General features: G+C 44.2%; 18 protein-coding genes and 1 tRNA gene. 4 read left to right on the top strand and 15 right to left on the bottom strand.

Annotated elements, in window-relative coordinates; all coding sequences use genetic code 11:
- Positions 1–2: 2 nt before the first annotated feature.
- The 14 genes from H6759_04720 to H6759_04655 form a co-directional block, all read right to left on the bottom strand.
- On the bottom strand, positions 3–1,511 hold the full coding sequence (locus H6759_04720) for a F0F1 ATP synthase subunit alpha (protein ID USN52294.1): 1,509 nt from the start codon (positions 1,509–1,511) through the stop codon (positions 3–5).
- A complete protein-coding gene (locus H6759_04715; GenBank protein USN52293.1) occupies positions 1,501–1,971 on the bottom strand; it encodes a F0F1 ATP synthase subunit delta in 471 nt (156 codons plus the stop codon). The genes H6759_04720 and H6759_04715 overlap by 11 nt, the downstream gene beginning before the upstream one ends.
- Complete coding sequence (locus H6759_04710; GenBank protein ID USN52292.1) at positions 1,968–2,480, bottom strand: ATP synthase F0 subunit B; 513 nt, start codon at positions 2,478–2,480, stop codon at positions 1,968–1,970. Before H6759_04710 ends, H6759_04715 begins: the two co-directional genes overlap by 4 nt.
- 21 nt (positions 2,481–2,501) lie before the next feature.
- Entirely contained in the window at positions 2,502–2,732 is a 231-nt protein-coding gene (gene atpE / locus H6759_04705) for an ATP synthase F0 subunit C (protein ID USN52291.1), read from the bottom strand.
- A 67-nt stretch (positions 2,733–2,799) separates the two neighbouring features.
- Positions 2,800–3,579, bottom strand: coding sequence for a F0F1 ATP synthase subunit A (locus tag H6759_04700; protein USN52290.1), 780 nt, complete (start codon positions 3,577–3,579; stop codon positions 2,800–2,802).
- A gap of 13 nt (positions 3,580–3,592) precedes the next feature.
- Positions 3,593–3,799, bottom strand: a complete 207-nt coding sequence (locus H6759_04695; protein ID USN52289.1) for an AtpZ/AtpI family protein — start codon at positions 3,797–3,799, stop codon at positions 3,593–3,595.
- A 367-nt stretch (positions 3,800–4,166) separates the two neighbouring features.
- Entirely contained in the window at positions 4,167–4,694 is a 528-nt protein-coding gene (locus tag H6759_04690; protein USN52288.1) for an alpha/beta fold hydrolase, read from the bottom strand.
- A complete protein-coding gene (locus H6759_04685) occupies positions 4,691–6,151 on the bottom strand; it encodes an HD domain-containing protein (protein USN52287.1) in 1,461 nt (486 codons plus the stop codon). Before H6759_04685 ends, H6759_04690 begins: the two co-directional genes overlap by 4 nt.
- 45 nt (positions 6,152–6,196) lie before the next feature.
- Positions 6,197–6,541: a hypothetical protein gene (locus H6759_04680; GenBank protein USN52286.1), complete on the bottom strand. Its 345-nt coding sequence runs from the start codon at positions 6,539–6,541 to the stop codon at positions 6,197–6,199.
- A gap of 124 nt (positions 6,542–6,665) precedes the next feature.
- The gene (locus H6759_04675) at positions 6,666–7,202 is read right to left on the bottom strand and encodes a hypothetical protein (protein USN52285.1); all 537 of its coding nucleotides are present in this window, start codon (positions 7,200–7,202) and stop codon (positions 6,666–6,668) included.
- A gap of 77 nt (positions 7,203–7,279) precedes the next feature.
- On the bottom strand, positions 7,280–7,774 hold the full coding sequence (locus H6759_04670) for a hypothetical protein (GenBank protein USN52284.1): 495 nt from the start codon (positions 7,772–7,774) through the stop codon (positions 7,280–7,282).
- A 43-nt stretch (positions 7,775–7,817) separates the two neighbouring features.
- A complete protein-coding gene (gene hflX, locus H6759_04665) occupies positions 7,818–8,951 on the bottom strand; it encodes a GTPase HflX (protein ID USN52283.1) in 1,134 nt (377 codons plus the stop codon).
- Positions 8,952–8,954: 3 nt separating this feature from the next.
- A complete protein-coding gene (locus H6759_04660; GenBank protein ID USN52282.1) occupies positions 8,955–9,668 on the bottom strand; it encodes a cytochrome c biogenesis protein CcdA in 714 nt (237 codons plus the stop codon).
- A gap of 3 nt (positions 9,669–9,671) precedes the next feature.
- Complete coding sequence (locus H6759_04655; protein ID USN52281.1) at positions 9,672–10,244, bottom strand: hypothetical protein; 573 nt, start codon at positions 10,242–10,244, stop codon at positions 9,672–9,674.
- Positions 10,245–10,367: 123 nt separating this feature from the next.
- Between H6759_04655 and H6759_04650 the strand changes: the two genes are divergently transcribed.
- Genes H6759_04650 through amrB form a run of 3 tightly spaced genes read left to right on the top strand, consistent with a single transcriptional unit; the run spans position 10,368 to position 16,976 of the window.
- On the top strand, positions 10,368–10,952 hold the full coding sequence (locus tag H6759_04650) for a sigma-70 family RNA polymerase sigma factor (GenBank protein ID USN52280.1): 585 nt from the start codon (positions 10,368–10,370) through the stop codon (positions 10,950–10,952).
- Positions 10,936–16,137 carry an Ig-like domain-containing protein gene (locus H6759_04645; protein USN52279.1) on the top strand — a complete coding sequence of 1,734 codons (5,202 nt, stop codon included), beginning with the start codon at positions 10,936–10,938 and terminating at the stop codon, positions 16,135–16,137. Before H6759_04650 ends, H6759_04645 begins: the two co-directional genes overlap by 17 nt.
- 2 nt (positions 16,138–16,139) lie before the next feature.
- Positions 16,140–16,976 carry an AmmeMemoRadiSam system protein B gene (amrB, locus tag H6759_04640; protein USN52278.1) on the top strand — a complete coding sequence of 279 codons (837 nt, stop codon included), beginning with the start codon at positions 16,140–16,142 and terminating at the stop codon, positions 16,974–16,976.
- 141 nt (positions 16,977–17,117) lie between these two features.
- Here the strand turns inward: amrB and H6759_04635 are convergent, their stop codons facing one another.
- Entirely contained in the window at positions 17,118–17,723 is a 606-nt protein-coding gene (locus H6759_04635) for a hypothetical protein (GenBank protein ID USN52277.1), read from the bottom strand.
- Between the two features lie 117 nt (positions 17,724–17,840).
- On the opposite strand from H6759_04635, the gene H6759_04630 reads away from it, so the two are divergent.
- A tRNA-Arg gene (locus H6759_04630) sits at positions 17,841–17,915 on the top strand.
- The last annotated feature ends 55 nt before the right edge of the window (positions 17,916–17,970 follow it).

The following is a 17,970-nucleotide window of genomic DNA, read 5'->3' as shown; positions in this document are numbered from 1 at the left end:
GACTAGTTTGCTTGGAAGAAGCGTTTGATAGCTCCTTTGAGCGCATCAGCAACTTCGTCCGTTAACTTTTGTCCTTCTTGAATGGTTTTTACGAGTTCTGCTTCGTGCGTTTCAAGATGGATCAAGAAGAGTTCAATAAATTTACGTACTTCTTGTGGCTCTACATTGTCGAGCGCGCCTTCTTTTGCTGCCCAGAGGGTTGCGACTTCTTTCCAAAGCGAGAGAGGCTTATGGGCTTTTTGTTTAAGCGCTTCTACCGTGCGTTGTCCGCGGGTGAGTTGCTTTTTGGTTGCGTCATCGAGCTCACTCGCAAATTGTGAGAAGGCAGCCAACTCATTAAATTGTGCAAGATCAAGTTTCGTTGTACCCGATGTTTTCTTCATGATATTGGTCTGTGCCGCAGAACCAACACGTGAGACCGAGATACCGACGTTAATAGCAGGACGAATACCACGATAGAACAAGGTCGTATCCAAGAAGATTTGACCATCAGTAATCGAGATCACATTTGTTGGAATATATGCCGAGACATCTCCAGCCTGCGTTTCGACAATTGGAAGAGCGGTGATTGAGCCTCCGCCAAGTTTTTCATCAAGCTTGACGGCGCGTTCTAAGAGACGTGAGTGCAAGTAGAAGACATCACCAGGATAGGCTTCACGACCAGGTGGCGTACGAAGCAAGAGTGACAATTCACGATAAGCAACAGCATGTTTTGAGAGATCATCGTAGACAATAAGCACGTCTTTGCCTTGATGTAAGAAATGTTCAGCAATTGCACAGCCAGAATATGGTGACAAGAATTGCATAATCGCCGGAGACGATGCGCTTGAAGACACAACTACCGTATAGTCGAGTGCGCCGTGTTCACGAAGCGTACGAACAACTTCAGCCGTTTTGCTATCACGTTGACCAATGGCAACGTACACACAAATCATGTTCTGATCTTTTTGGTTGATGATGGTATCAATAGCAATGGTTGTTTTACCCGTCTGACGATCACCGATAATCAACTCGCGCTGACCACGACCAACAGGGATAAGCGCATCAATCGCTAAGATGCCTGTTTGCACAGGTGTCTCAACAGGAGAACGAGACATTACGTCTGGAGCAATTTGCTCGATAGGACGAAGATGTTTGGTAGAAATAGGCTTGCCTTCATCGATTGCTTGACCAAGAGAGTCAACAACGCGGCCGAGCATTTCATCACCAACAGGGATAGAAAGTGTTGAGCCCGTTTGTTTAATGGCCTGACCTTCTTTTACGCGCTGGCTATTGTTTAAGACCACGGCAAGACCGCCATCAGCTTCGATATTCATCACCAATGCTTTCGCATCAGCTTCTTCAATCTGAAGCACTTCGCCGAGGGATAAGCCTGGCAAAGCGATTATTTCAATAATGCCGTCCTTGGTAGAACGGATGAGCCCGCTTTGTACTGGTGTCGATTCACGCTTGTCTTGCGAAAGCGATTGATCGATAGCGGTGATAAGGGATTGTAGAGAGTTACGAGACATAGAGACGTTGTTGAATCGATTGCATCAGTTTACCTAGGGTACCGTTCCACGTTTCATCCAAAAGCGTACCGTCTAAGAAGAGTCGCATACCGCCATACAGTTCTGGTGATACACGCTGTTGAATAATCGCTTTCGGATATTTTTCTGTAAGGGCATGAATCATGCCGTCACGCTGTTCTGTCGAAGGCGTTGCCGCACTTTGAATGATAAGGAGTTTTGGCTTACCAAAGGCTTTTGCTAAACGATAAAGTCTTGTACTTAATTCGTGATAGCTGCCGGTGATAAAAAGTTTTACCGTAATCTTAATAGCCGTTGAGTGTTTTTCGGTAAAAAGATCAAGTGCTTGTTGACGACGACGAGGTGAGCTTGCGAAGAATGATGCATCAACCGTATTGAGAAAAATGTTGAAGTCTTCTGTTAAAAAGGTGAAGAGTTCATCACGAACACGTTGCGAGATCATAGCTTCGAAGATTGTTTGAGTTTGTCCCAAGCATTCTTTACGCTCGATTGTACGGTTTTTTCGTCCGTGCGTGTCTCATCAAGCACGTGGCGAACAATGCTTTCGATGCGACCAAGAAGATCACGCTCGATGTCAGATAAAAGACGATCTTTCATCCCGGCAATATCCTCATTTGTTTTCGCGAGGAGTTGTTCGCGTTGTTTTTCCGCCTCTTTCAACAAATGCTGTGCTTGTTTTTCAGCGTTTTCACGAATTGCTGTGAGGTCGTGATTTAATTGTTGATCACGATCACTTGCTTCGGCAGTCTTACGCGCCATCTCTGTTTGAAAGTCGATGCGTAGCTGCTCAGCTTCTTGAAGGTTTGTGCGGATTTGATTGCTGCGCTCATCCATTGTCTTCGTGAGCGGACGTATGACGAATTTGTTTAAGATAAAAAACAAAACACCATAGTTCACCAAGTAGAAAAGAATGCTGGCGCCATCAATGCCGAGTTTTTGCAAAGCTTCCATAGAGGTATGGCGCGCCTCGCGTTAGACGGCGAAAAGAATGATCAATGAAATAACCAAAGCGTAAATACCGGTTGATTCGGTAATAGCCATAGCAACGATCATGTTTGGGATGATCTTGTCACCTACTGCTGGGTTACGACCAATAGCTTCCATAGCCTTTGATGCAACCATACCTTCACCAATAGCAGGACCAATAGCACCAAGACCCATACAAATACCTGCAGCGATAACTTTAGCGGATACGATGTCCATAGAGATAATACAATAAAAATAAATAAAAAAGCCACAAGATTGTGGCTTTTTTGCGAGAAAACGTCAACTATTTACTCGCCCTCTCTTGTAGCGCTGTTCCAGCGGTACCGGCAATGAAGAGCATCGAGAGCATGGTGAACACCGCGGCCTGAACAAAACCAGAGAAAAGACTAAGAAAAATGAAAGGAATTGGCACAAAATAATAGGTTGCCGCAGCCAAAGAAGCAATAACAACCACCATCACATCCCCGGCAAAAATATTTCCAAAGAGACGACCAGAGAGCGAAAGGACCTTGGCGATCTCGCCAATAATGTCCATAAGACCTAAAAAGACCTCAATCAAGGCATTACCAAAGTCCTTTAGCGAGCGAACTTGCAAAAGGGGTTTTATTTTAATGTAATTTCCGAGATGCTGTAGAGGATGTGCGGTAAAAGCTACGATATGTGCAAAAGCAATTACCGCAATCGCAAGGGCAATCGTATGAGAAAGATCTGAGGTTGGCGTTCTAAAAGCTGGCACGCTACCGAAGAACACAGATCCAGCAAGAGGGATTAAAGCAAATTGATTGGCTAATGTTAGCAAAATAAACAAGGTAAAGAACATCGGGAGCATCTTTTTTGCGAGCTCTTCTGAGCCAAAAGCCGCCGTGGCTTGTTTGATCCAAAACCCATGAACAACTTCCATCGTCGTTTGTGCACGACGTGGCACAATCTTTAACGTATAACGAAACCAAACAGCAAAAATAGCCACAAAAAGCGTAATCGCAGTTGTTGCTAGCATGCTATTTGTGACAGGCAGAGGTCCGATATTGAAGAGGACTTCGGAGGGGAGTTGGATATTTAACATAGGGTTTGGCGATTTATCGGCCGTTAGTATGCTCGCTTTTGAGGATTTTAATCAAGATCCACTGTCCTAATGGAAATGAGGTAAGAACACCAAGAATCAAAAAGAGGGGTTTCTTGTCGAACTTTACATCAAGCCAATAGCCAATGCCGGCAAATACGCCAATCATGACGAGATTTGTCAAAATGACCCAGACTCTTTGGCGCCACGTAAAAATCTTCATGGCCGGAGAGTAGTCTTTTTTAAAGAAAAAGAAAAGCCCTTACTATTAAATACCCAAAAACCTCTTCACAAACGGCAACCACTGTTCAATAAAGGCTGGTTTTTCTAGGTGATGGTCACCGTTTTTCACCACAATCTCGTTTTCAAAGGTAGCGGTGACATTTTGACGCGGCGAAGAATGATCTCGATCACCGTGCACAAGAGCGCGTTGTTCTTGCGGAATGGTCTCAGCAATCGGATTTACATTGAGATCAAGAAGGTCACGATAAAAATCTGAAGAAATCTCATGTGAGAATTTTGTTGGATGAAACGGTTTTTCAAAATCTTATCAATCAGGGCACATTGTTTGAATCGCCAAGCAACCCTCTCTACGAGAGAGCGCGCGGGGTGAATCGAACGAAAGGGAGAGTAAGCAGCGCGCGTTTCAGCGTTACAAAACGACTGATGCTCGCATGATCAAAAGCTGCACCAAAGAAAATAATCTTTCCGATACGTGATGGATTATTTTTCCAGTACAACGATGTGATGGCTGTACCGATGCTGTAACTTGCGATCTCAACATTTTCGTCTGGTGCAACATGATCGAGAACCAAAGAAAGATCTTCGAGCATGGTTGCAATACGTGTGTCACGAAACTTTCCGTCAGATAATCCATTGCCGCGATAATCAAAACGAATCACGCGATAACCGTGCTTCGGTAATTCTTCGGCAAGGACACGAAATTTTTGATCAATGCTTGCCGGCCACTCAAACCCATGAACGCAAACGAGTGTCTTTAATTTGTGTTCAGCCCCCTCTTTAGTAAAAGAGGGGGTAGGGGGAGTTCGTTCAGTAATGGTGCCGCGAATCAATCCGTCTTTAAATGGCGCCTCAAGTAAAGATGTTTTATACGTCATAATAAGCCTTCTTGTTGAAGAAACGCGAGCGCTTCTTCTTTTGTTTTAATGCGTCCGCTATCACGTTCATTCTCAACGGTGCGTAGTAAATTACCTAAGTGTTTACCTGGTTGTACACCAAGTTGAATCAGCTCCTCGCCGGTGACAAGAAGTGTTTTAGCAGCAGCATCGAGGTTAAATGTTTGGACGGTATCATAAAATTTTTTACCAATTTCAAACGGATCATTTTCTATATCTGGCAATGTTCGTCCACGATAGTCGGCCTCACAACAAAGTAAAAAGATTTTCCAGTCATAAGGTAAAATCTTTTTTAAAAATTTACGAACGGCATTTTCATATCCGCCTTCTGAAAGATTGCCTTTTTCCCATTCACGAAAAAGCGCGGTTGGTTGTAAGTGATAGTGCGCGACATATTCGCAAAAAAGATTTACGTCTTCACCAAAAGTAAAACGGCTTAATAATGTTCGTGTTGGTTCGACGCCGGCTTTTTCGTGACCGAGTGATCGCATGCGTATGATGCCATCTTTTTCTTGCGGAGCGGTGGTCAATGCCTTGCCAAGGTCATGACAAAGCGCACCAAGAACACACTGGAGTTTTTGTGACGGCGTAAGATTGTCACGTGTAGACAGTAGCGCCGCTTGATCAATAACCATCATTGTGTGAATCCATACGTCACCTTCTGGATGCCACTCAGGTTCTTGGGGAGTCTCTTTAAGTTTGGCGAGTTCAGGATGATAACGATCAATAACGCCTGTGGTCTTAAGCATTTCGAAGCCAAGTGAAGGCTTATCGGAGAGGAGAAGTTTTTTTAATTCATCGGTAATACGCTCTGACGGTAACTCATCTAAACTACCATTTTTATTCATGGTTTTTAGTAATTCGAGGGTCTCGCCTTCGATATCTAGACCGAAACGCGCAACAAATTGAGCCGCACGATAAAGGCGCAATGGATCCTCGATAAAGGTCTGCGTATTTACGACGCGTAGCTGTCGCAAGCGAATAGCCTCTTGCCCGTTATAAGGGTCGATGAGCTTTTTTGTAAGAGGATCCTGGAAAATAGCATTCATCGTAAAATCACGACGACGCGCCGCGTCTTCAAAAGACATGGTCGGGTCACCCGTAACTTCAAAACCACGATGACCGGCAGCGATTTTTGATTCGCGTCTCGGTATAGCAACATCAAGAGTTCCGTTTGAGCAGGGGATATGAAATACACCAAATTGACGACCAACAAGGTGTACACGCCCAACAAATAATCGTTGCAAGAGTTCTTCTAGTCTTTGAGGTTCTAGGCCATAGATCTCGATATCGGCATCATCTGTCTCTACTTCAAGGAGCATGTCACGAACATAGCCACCCACAAGCAGCGCTCGAGGCGATCCTGTCCATCCTGATACGGCCTGAAGTTTTGCTACTTCGGTTGCAATAAGCTGAATTCCTTCTTGAATCGTTTGCATAAGGCTATCATGGCTATTTTGGAGCAAAAGAAAAGACCCACCCCATCAGTAGATGTAGGTGAGCCAAGCGAGCTTTATCGGACTTAATGGCCACGCGGTTAAACGTGCTTTGAATTGATAAAGACAAAAGTACGGAATCCCTTTGATGGTTTCGATGCCACAATGAATGCCATTGCACATTAAGGCGTCATACACATTGTACAGCTTGGCTAAATCATCCTTACCTAGTCTCAAGAAATCAAGGTAGTCTGGAGTGGTGGATTTACATCGCAAAGCTGTGTAGTTGTGGTTGACCGTGTGTTTGAGCGGTGACTTGGTTTTATATTCCCATTCAAGCGTTTGAGTAACTTCTCGCGTGGGCGCAAAGACAAACAAGTGAATATTCTCCAAAAGGATATTCTTTTTGTCTTTGTTTTTACCCCGAAGAGTTTCTGTTTTTGGATGGGGATAATGAATCGATTCTCTCGCAAATCGTATTCATGAGAGATGAATTCAATATAGCAATCATCACTCATTATTTTTGCTTTCGTCGGACAGACGATGAAGTTTGTTGAGTGGGTTTTTGCATCGCAAGCCAACGCATCTGAAATGCCTCAAGTTCAACAAAGGACGGATCGTAATGCCTCCTGTTCATGTGCGCGTAGAGCCGACGGTGCTTCATATCAAGCCTGAGTGCGAGACGTTGATGCTCAAACAATTCACGTAGTGCTACGGTGCAGCATATCTGATTTGCTGTATAGTCATCTTCGTTTTCTATGTCTTGCAATAGCTCTAGATAGGCGGTGTTAATCTCAGCTTCATCAAAATCAAAAATTATTCTTGGTTCGATGGATATCATGAGATGTAAGCTAGCGCTCTTCGCTTTTGATCGGTTTGAGAAGCGAATATGAAAGCCTTTTGAGAGGAGTGCCGGACCTCTGATCATGAAGCTGTCAGCGTTACTAGCCACCTCTATCAATAGGTTGTCGCGCACATTATGTAGTTCATCGGTGCAGCGAAAAAAATGTGAAGGTACTTCGAGAAAGAACGGTTTCTGATAGTCATTGGACATGATGACCCTCCTGTCTAAACGACGTTATGCCGAACTTCGTTGCACGTCAAGAAAGAAAAACCTCCATAAACTGGAGGTTATTGACCAAAAAGCCAAGAGGCTTGAAGGGTATTGAGTGTAACGGGTTTAGATTCTTGTCCGTTGTAGCGGATATAAAGACAGTAGATACATTGAGATTGAAATTGAATGGTTACCGAAAGGTGCGGTAATATGTCTTGCAAAAGGGCGATCCAGAGATATTCTGACTGACTTAGGACAGTTAGCGGAACTTCTGCATAACGGCCGAAGAGCACGGCATATCTGAAGAGTACGTCAAAGCTGTCATAAGGGATGCGTAGAGCATCGCTAAATATGCACGGAATGTTAATGTTTTTATTGAGTGAATTCTGATGCAGTATCAGTCCAAGTTCATCACAAAACAATGTTTCATCATGTACGCGAGGATGCTTATTTAGAGCTACATACGGAGAGACGTGTCGCTGAAAATTTGAAGGTCCAAGCAAAATTAAGGATTGAGCAGGGAGCGGTAATGCAGCGCCCTGGAGTGTTTTGCTAAAATAACGAATGTCCATTGTAGCCTCCGCTTTCCTTTCTATCAGGTTCTTTTTTGCGCTGTCAATCAGCAAGAAGCTTTTTTTGTAATAGTGTTTTTAACGCATCAAGTCCCTCGCCTGTTTTAGACGAGACAAAGAGAGGGGTATATTCTTTATACTGTTTTTTTAATGCTATCTTTGGAATCTTTTTAAGAAGATCGATTTTGTTAAAGACGTAGATCTTAGGAATCTCATGAACCTTGAGTTGTTCTAAAATGGCCTCAACCTCGGCAATTTTTTCGTGGACATGTTCATCAGCCACATCAATAACATGGAGCAAGAGATCCGCATCAACCGTCTCATCAAGTGTAGATCGAAAGGCATCAATAAGCTCTGGTGGGAGATCTTGTATAAAGCCAATGGTATCTGAAACAAGCAGCTCTTTGCCTTTGCCGGCTCCATCTTCGCTTGGATACCAAATCTTTCCTACGCGTGTATCTAACGTAGCAAAAAGCGCATTAGCTACATAAGCGCCTTTTTGCGTAAGAGCATTTGTGAGTGAGGACTTACCGGCATTGGTATAACCAATAACAGATACCGTTTTTAGACCTAAACGTTCTCTTCGTGCGCGATGCCCTGCTCTCGAGATGGCGATTTTTTCTAATTCTTTGCGTGCGTGTTGTTCTTCTTTAAACACATGGCGCTTCATGAGCTCAGTGTTTGTTTCACCTTGTCCACCACGCGTTGAGGTACCACCTTTTTGTTGCATCATTTCAAAACCCATCCCGTAAATGCGCGGACCCATATGTTTGAGTGCCGCGAGCTTGATTTGGAGCTTTGCTTCTGCGGTGGTCGCATGCTTATCAAAGATCTTTAAAATCAGATCAACACGATCCCATACAGCGGCAGTAGATTTTGCTTTGCGAAAACGCTCTTGCAGATTATAGACTTGTCCTGGTTTTAGAAGGTTGTTCACGACAAGAAGTTCTGCTTTTTCTGCTTTTGCTAGTTCAATAAGTTCATCCACTTTGCCGGTTCCAACATAGGTTTTGTAATCAGGTGTTTGCCGACGTTGAATCATTTTAACGACCAAAATACCACCAAACGTATTGAGTAACGATGTGAGTTCAGTAAGTCGGCGCTCAGCTGCAATCACATCCATAGAAGGAGGAATCACATCAATGAGTATAGCTCTTGGTACTCGAGTGGTCTTCATAGGTTAGAGTCTCCAATTGCCAGAAGCATACCAATCTGGTGCATGTTCTAAGATCCAGTTTTGAAAGACGATGTCAGCATGGGTAAAGATAACAAAAGCAACCAAAATAAGGAGTAGACCAAATACGCGTTGAATCCACGGGATGCTCTTCATGACTTGCGCGAGTTTTTCTGATGCTTTTGCTCCGCTTTTTGCAATAAGGAGCATTGGTACACCGACGCCAAGAGCAAAAATCGTTAAGAGAAATGCGCCACGTACGATGCTTTGACTTGAAGCGATAAGAACAGCGATAGAGCCAAGCGCAGGCCCAGCGCATGGTGCCCAAACAAGTGCGAGAGCACCACCAGCGAAAAAGGCGCTACCAAGATCTGTTTTGCTAATGAGGTCGTTTGGACTTGCTTTTGCGAAGGCAAGCTTCAGTCTATTAAACACGAGTGCACCCAGAGTTGGTAAAAGTGAAAGAATACCAAAAAAGCCAAAAAAGAGAGCCGCAACTGTACGCCATGTGCCAGATGAGATGCCTAAAAACGATCCAAGCGTTGCAATAGCAAGTATTGAAATGACTTTTGTGCTCACAAAACCGCCAACGATCGCATAGGGTCGATGAGGGTGTTTACCATTTGCTGCAATGCCAAAAACAATCGGTAAAAGTGGCAAGGTACAAGGACTTGCTATTGTTACGATGCCTGCCGCAAAGGCAATGAACGCTTCTAGCATGGTTTATTGTTGAGCAATAAGTGTCAGCGCTGAGCGAAACTTCTCTTCATCCAACGAGCCGGTAAGTCGCATTTTTTCTTTGCCGTCTGTTCCGATAAAGATGGCGGTGTTTACGCCCGTTACATCGTAGGTCTTTCGAAGGGTCGCTTCATTATCAAAATTTACTCGCATTCCACGTAGTCCTCGAATATCTCCATTAATCCAGGTTGCAATACGACGATCATTTGCAAGAGTAGCCTCATCCCAAGGAGCAAAAAAATACAAGATAATTGGTCGTTGTTCGCCAAGGGCTAACTGAAGTTTTGATGGCGCGAATTCTTCATAATAAGAATTTCCGGTAGTAGGTATTGTTGTAGTGGCTCCGAGAGCGCTGCTCGACGAAGGCGCAACTTGAAGGTCTTGCTTTAGTGGTACGAGGGCATAATTCTCCGAACGGCTCGCTTCAGAGGGGACGATGGGCTGATTGGTCTGTGGCGGTACGGTAGGCACGGTTCTTTTTTGGCAGCCCCAGCCCGTCACAATAAGTACTGCGGATAATGCTCCGAGCGCAAACTTTGTGGTTGAAATAGTAGACATAAAGCTAGTATAGACTGTATGTAGGAGCATGAGAATAGAGTTATCGTATATTGGGTAACTTTCGTGTTCAGTAATCCTGTCATTAGTGCTATACTCCTGTCATTAATCCTATGATCGACCGTTATGAGTAATACACGATCACCCAATGTGGGTGTCGACGAGCAACAGCTCCTTATGCGGGCCAAATCCAATCCACAAGCCATTGGTGAGATTTATGATCTATACGCTGACAAGTTGTATGGTTTCTTATTGCGCCGTTGTGGGCATCAAGAGACCGCAGAAGATCTGGTTTCGAAAGTCTTTATTAAGTTTATCGAACAGGTTCCTCACTTAGAGTGGAGAGGTATCTCAATAGGCGCCTATCTCTATCGAGCAGCAACAAATACGCTCACAGATCATTGGCGCAAAACAAATAATCGTGAACAGTACGTCTTTGATGGTGAGGACGGCTGGGAGCTCCCATCCGAAATCACCTCGCCTTCATGGCATGCCGAGATCTCTATAGAGAAAGAAAAGCTACTCGAACTGATAAAGGATTTATCACCACGAGATCAGCAAGTGCTAGACCTTCGTTTTTACGCCGGTTTAGAACCGGATGAAATAGCGGAAGTGCTCGACATTTCATCCAATCATGCCTCGGTGCTGGCTTACCGCGCCCTAGGTCGGTTACGAGACCGTTATATAACACGATATGCAACAACAACCTGAACGCAATGACATGCTTCCTCCAGCATTGGAGAAGGTATCGCAAGAGCTCAAACGAGCGTCATCTGAACGCTCAGATGTCCTCGCAAAAGATATTAAGGACCGACAACGGGCCATGCTTATAGAACACGCAGAAAAAACCCTTATGCCAAAAAATGTCCCTGAAAAGAAAGCTATTACTCAAGAAAAGACCTCGCGCGCACCGTTTTTTGCTTGGGGAGGCTTTGCCTTAGCTGGTGCCTTAGCGGTATTCGCCTTTTTTGTCGTAACAAAAGATCTTCCTACTGGCGAAAAAGCCATTCGTGCTCTGCATATTTCTGCAGCGCATGCGCAGGATGCATTTTCGTTATCCGCTGAAAAACAAGATGCTCAAGGCGTTGATACGGAATCAGCTTTTAAAATCGAATCAAAAATAGTACTGCAAGAACAAGATCTAAAAGACGCTTTGCGTATTTCTCCTCCCATTCAATACGAACTTGAAAAGACAAATGACAATGAATATCGCATTCTGCCAAAAGAGGCATTAGAAGAAGGCACGGTTTATAAAGTGAGTATTGCTACGGTTGTTGATGAGTCGATGCCGATCGCTCGTGAATTTTCTTGGGCAATGCAAACAAAAGAGACCTTTAAAATGGTCTCATCGATCCCAGCGACGGGTGCTAGCAATGTTCCGATGAATACAGGTATTGAGTTTAAATTTACCCAAAGTGGGTTCGAAGCTCCGACAGGCTCTCAGTTCACTATTACTCCAGCAGTAAAAGGACGTTTTGAGATTTACGGCCGTACATTAGCCTTTATCCCGACTGAGCCATTAACGCTCGGAACCTTATACGAGGTTCGTCTCGAAAAAACATTTGCTCCTACAGGTTCAGAAGAACACATGGACGAAGATGCGGTGATTCGTTTTGAAACGAGCACGAATAAGCCAGGAGAATACCGTCGCCAAATTCGTGCCGAGGTACCAGAAACCGTCTATAGCGCATCAAATAAAGATGTTACCATTGATTTAGGTTACCGTGACGATAAGCTAAACGCGATAAAAGTAAGTGGTTATGCAATTACACAAGATGTCGCAAAATCACTCATGGAGCAAAAGCTTTCTGTGCCTGGATTTGCCTATGCGACAAAAGAAAGCAACGATCCATACGAAAAAGCAAACAAGACACTTTCGTTTGATCTTGAAGCGAACGTCACAAATAATAAGCTCGGTTCACCAGAAATTGTTTTACCAAAAATCGATAAAGGCTTTTACTTGGTACGCTTTGAACCAAAAGATGTTGAGAACAGCAAGGCATCTTGGACGCTTCTCCAAGTAGCGGATATTGCGGCGTACACAACCGTAGATAAAGACGGCATCTATGTTTGGGCAATAAACTCAGTCACAAATCGCCCGCTCGGCGCATTACCAATCCAAAAAGACCACGAGCGTGTCATCACAGACGAAACAGGTGTTGCACGTCTTGCAACTCCATCATCGTTTACAGATACGACGAGAAGCTTGGGACAAGCGATGCCGTTTGCATTGCTAACGCTAGGAGATGGCAAAGACGCTATCGTTATCGCTTTGCAACAAAGTTACTACTCCTATCTTGATTTTGTTCGTCCTGGTTATCCAACGACGATACATAATCGCACCATGGCCTTTATTCGTGCAGAGCGTGCGCTTTATCGTACAAGTGATGAAATGAAGGTATTTGGTATTGCGCGTGATCGTGAGGCAAAAGTAGGTCTGCATGACGTAACCGTACGCATCACAAAAGGCGATCAGCTTTACGATCTTCGTACGGGTGGTCTTAAGGTCTATCAAGAAGTTCAGGCAACCCCAGATGCAACAGGTCGTTTTACAGCAGACCTAAAATGGTCAGATCTTGCGCAAGGTAATTACAACGTAGAAGTCGTTCGTGACGGTAATGAAGTTATCGCAACACAAGGCGTAGAAGTAAGAGAGTTTATCAAGCCAAGTTACTCTATAGAGGCATTACCTGAGCAGGATCGATACTATATGGGAGATACGGTCACGGCTCCTGTAAGAGCGAGATTCTTTGACGGCACTCCTATTGCAAATACCACCTTGCAAGTTGATGTTGAGGCTACGGGTATGACGTATCATGGCCAAGTCATCACTGATCTTAATGGTAATGCTACGGTACAGATTCCTACCCAATACGTTGCTTGTGATGCCATCACGCCAAAAGATACGAATTCTTGCAATCAAAACGTAACGGCCTTTGTGTATATTCGTCCTACCGTTGGAGAAGAGGCTGATCAAGAAACAATGTTTACGGTTGAACTTTACCGTTCTCGTGTAGGTATTAATCTAGACGTTGATATTGTTGATACGGCGGCAAGCGGAACCATCTCTGTTTGGGCAAACGATTTACAATCACCAAACCTTGGTCGTGATCGCAAGCTATCGCAAGCGGTCAAAGTAACCGCCTATCCAAAATACTATGTAAAGAAAGAAAATGGCTCCTACTACAATCCAATCACAAAACTCAACGAGCCTACGTATACGTATGAGCAGCTTAATGATGATCCAATTGTCTTATCGCTAGTAACAAATACAAATGGCATTGCAACGTTTAAAACAGAAATGCGTGCAGATAGACACTATAGCTTTTACGTAGACGCGCTTGATGAAAGAGGTCAGGTTGCACGCGATGAGCGCTATATCTCGAGAATGTATGATACGTCTTATCCGGACCGTTTAGACAATGTGTATCCAGAACTACGATTCTCGGCACCACAGCGTCAGTACATGATCGATGGTGAAATGCGCGATGCAGGTTACGAATTAAACGAAGAGATTACGGCGACCTATCACATGGGTAACGATCCGCTTGATACGGCAAATACGCCAGGCGTCCTCTTTGTGCTGGCAAGTCGCGGTATTGTAAAAACCACGGTACAAAATTCACCAAAGCTCGACTTCAGATTAGAAGAGCGTCTTACACCAAATGCACAAATTATTGCGGTAACATTCCGTGATGGTGCATTTGAGACAGTGCGTGGAGGCGTAAGTTATGCGAGCGTAAACAACGAGCTCACGTTTGATATTAAGCCTCAAAAAGCGACGTATGCACCAGGCGAAAATGTCACCGTTGATATTAGCGCAAAGCGAAAAACAACAGGCGAACCAGTAAGTGATGTTGTGATGAGCTATGCGGCGGTTGATAAGGCATTGCTCGCGCTTGGGGGTGGTTCTTATATCAATCCATTACAACAAATGTATGGCTGGGTTGCTGACGAGATTCTTATTGAATCAAAAACACACGCAGAACGTTTTGGTCCAGGTGGTGCCGAAATGGGTGGAGGGGGAGCTATGCTCGCAAAATCAGATATCCGAACCAATCTCAAAGACGTGGCTATCTCCGGTACTGTTCGTACCGATAATAACGGTAAGGCAGAAGTATCATTTGTCGCGCCTGATAATCTCACGACATGGCAATTTGATGTTGCTGGTGTGAGTGATCGTTTGGACGGTGGGCTTAGCTCTGGAGAAGTGCTCGTAACAAAACCTATTTTCGTCGATATCGTGATGCCATCTGATATTTTATCAACGGATAAACCAACGATAAAATTACGTGCTTTTGGCGTCGGGCTTACTGATGAAGAAGAAGTTACTTTTGAGGTTGACGCACCAACCCTTGGTATCCAGAAACAACTCTTTAAGGGCAAAGCAGGAAGACCTATTACCTTTGCTATCGAAAACACAACCGTAGGGACTCATGTATTAACGCTCGGAGTTATTACCTCAAAAGGTTCGGATGGGATTCAACGTACGCTTACCATTAGTGATACGCATGCCCGTCACTACGAATTGCAGTCTATTGAAGCAGCACCAGGCACAACGCTTCCAGAGGCAGATGCACCAGAGACAGCGGTAACCTTTGTTTCGCATGGTCGCGGTTCCTATCTTGGCCAGGTCTATGAATTGGCTTGGGGAGATTATCCACGTGCGGATGCTGTTATTGCGCAACGCTTAGCAAATCGTTGGTTAAAAGACTACTTTGGTAGAACGGATGGTATTGCCGATGATGCAGCACTCCAGGCAGCCTTTACGGACTATGTAGAATACAACGGAGCTATTCGTCTTAAGCAATACGGTTCTACCGATATTGAACTCACGAGTGAAATTGCCGCTACAGCGCCAGAGCTACTTGATAAAAAGACCGTCGCTCAATCCCTTTGGGCATCACTCGACAATCGTCGATCTTCTCGCTCAATGCAAATGAGTGCACTCGCTGGTTTAGCCGCCTTAGGTGAGCCAGTGATCTACGAACTAGATCGTATGTCTGCAGTAGAAGATCTCACGGTGCGTGAACGTTTGGTTTTGGCGCGCGGCATGGAAGCGGCGGGTAATCGCGAAGCAGCAAGGTTCTTATTAGAACAAATTCTTGGTACAGCCGTTGTTCATGATCAATTGCTCTCTATCGAAGTTTCAGAAAACAAGAGTGAAAACATTGAAGCCACTGCTGACGCTGCGGCGCTCGCTATGCTTCTTGCTGATACACGTGCTGAGAAGCTCATGAACTATGTAAAGACAAATTGGTCGAATGAAGCGTTTCCGGTTTTGGCAAAAGCGCGTTTTGTAAGCGCTGGGCTTGCAACAGCTGTTAATCGCGACATCCAATTAAAATACGCTATTGGTTCAAACGAAAAAGAATTGGTATTTAACGATGCACAATCTGCTCATGAGCTTATCTTTACGCGAGAAGAGATGAAGAATCTTGTTATTACATCGGTTAATGGTCCAGTCGATATTTCTTATGTTAGAAACGTCGCAGGCAATATACCAAGCACGCCTGGCTTATCGATTAAGCGTACATATACACACGCCGACGGTATAAGCTCGAGACCATGGAGCGAAGGAGACCGTGTAAAAATTACGCTCGAGGCAAGCTGGGAGAAAAATACACAAGACGGTTGTTATACGGTGCGTGATTACTTACCAGCAAATATGCGCGCCGTCTTCTCATGGGAGAATTACGGTACGTACTATCTCACAAAAGGAACGGCGACAAATGCAGATTTCGTAGTTTGTAAAACAGAAAAACCACAAAAAATTGAGTATACAGCACGTATCTTTAGCCGTGGTAGCTATACAGCTGAAGCACCACGTATGCAGCATCTCAATGCACCATCCATTACAACGATGGGCAACAATGAAATAATCACTGTTGAATAAGAATGAGCAAAACACGAAAAATCATTATCGCATGTATAACCGCGGCCTTGGTGGTCGCGGTTATTGTGATGCTCCAATTCTTGCCTCAAGCGCCAAAAAAGAGTGCTTCGCAGAAACAAGGCGTTATTCCTTATCAATTTGCTTTTGATGAAGCGATAGAAAAACCTTTTGTTGTACAGACAAAACCATTTGTTGCAGAAGATCGTGTTCGACAAGCGTTTGCTACGAATGCCCCATTGATGGAGTGTTATTCATTTCGTGCGGGGATCGTAAATCATCACGCGTTGGCCGCGGACTTAATCGCGCAAAGTGCACGACTATTAAAAAAATGTCGTCCAGACATTGAGACGATCGTGATTATTTCGCCTGATCATTTTTATCGTGGAGCGCATTCGATAACAACGGCAAATCCAAGTTATGAAACCAGCAGCGTTACGATAAAAACAAATGAAATATTGTTAAATCAATTACGCCAAGAAGTTCCTGTTATGGGTTTTGAACAAGCGGTTTTTTTAAAGGAGCATGGCATTGCGGCCCTTATTCCATTTTACGCGCATGAGTTTCCTGACGTGGAAATCCTGCCAGTAACAGTAAAAGGACGTATATCCGAGGAAGACGCAGATCTTTTTATTAAGTGGCTAGAAAAGGTGCTTCAAGATTCTAAAACAATGGTATTGATCTCGGCTGACATGTCGCATTACCTTGATAAAGAGCAGGCACTCATTAATGATCAAATAACACTTAAGGCATTAGACGAAAATAATGCTACATTTTTGCCACAGCTTCTGATGATTATATTGATAGCGGTGTTCAGGTATCATTGCTACTCCGTGCTTTAAAGAATCCAACTTGGCATCTTTCTCAACAGAAAATTTCAACGGATTATACAAACGATCAAGCAAATACAACCAGCTATATCACGGGATTTTGGAAATAGAAAACGCCATGTAAGGCATGGCGTGTGGAATGACGGATAAAAATCAGCCTTTGAGTTTTTTGTAGAGGTCTCTACTTGGAGAGCTCTTATACAGCGATAGATCAACAAGAGGTTTGTCTGTAGTATCGTTATTTTTGATTCTCTCTACTAGCCATCTATCTGCTAGCGAAGCAGTGCTGTCATCAATGTCGCTCAGCAGAGTCAGCGTTGGTTTGTAGATATAATCTTTTTGGTCGTCTTGATACAAAAGCACAAGACTCGCTTTAAAAGCTGCATCGATATTTGGGTGTTGTTGAATCGTGTTGCGGATATCATCCTTGATGAAGGGATGAAAACGCGCACCAATGGTGAGCGTATCCGCATAATTCAAGATATAGCACTTATTGCCACCCTTATAACCAACGGCATCTGCAAAAACGACGGCTGAGCCTTTGTTTTGCAAAACCCCGTCAATCGTTGTGTTGATGGTAGGATGCCACATGTCGATGACGACGCCACTCTCGTCTAACGTTGCGATACCTATCGCAAAAGCGAAAGGTTCTTGATAATCAGGGCGCGATCGTGCTTCTGACACGTATTGATCAAACGCTTCTTTCGTATAGATCGTTGCGGCATGCAGAGGCATTTGAGAGACACGTTCTACTGACATGTGGTTCCTTTCAAAGGTGCAAAATTGCTTACTGTCATTAACAATAAAATGTTATTTTGTCAATCATCTCGCTTGATGAAACCGTAAAAAACCTATACGCTCTGCGCACGTTTAAACGCGCCTATAGCTTAACGGATAAAGTCCCGGTCTTCGGAACCGGTTATGGGGGTTCGATTCCCTCTGGGCGTACCACGCAAAAAACCACCTATTAGGTGGTTTTTTGATAACAAAATCCCCGTCATCAAAA

It is taken from the genome of Candidatus Nomurabacteria bacterium (assembly GCA_023898425.1).
GTDB lineage: Bacteria > Patescibacteriota > Patescibacteriia > 2-12-FULL-60-25 > 2-12-FULL-60-25 > HK-STAS-PATE-2.
This window is presented reverse-complemented; position numbering and strand designations above follow the sequence as displayed.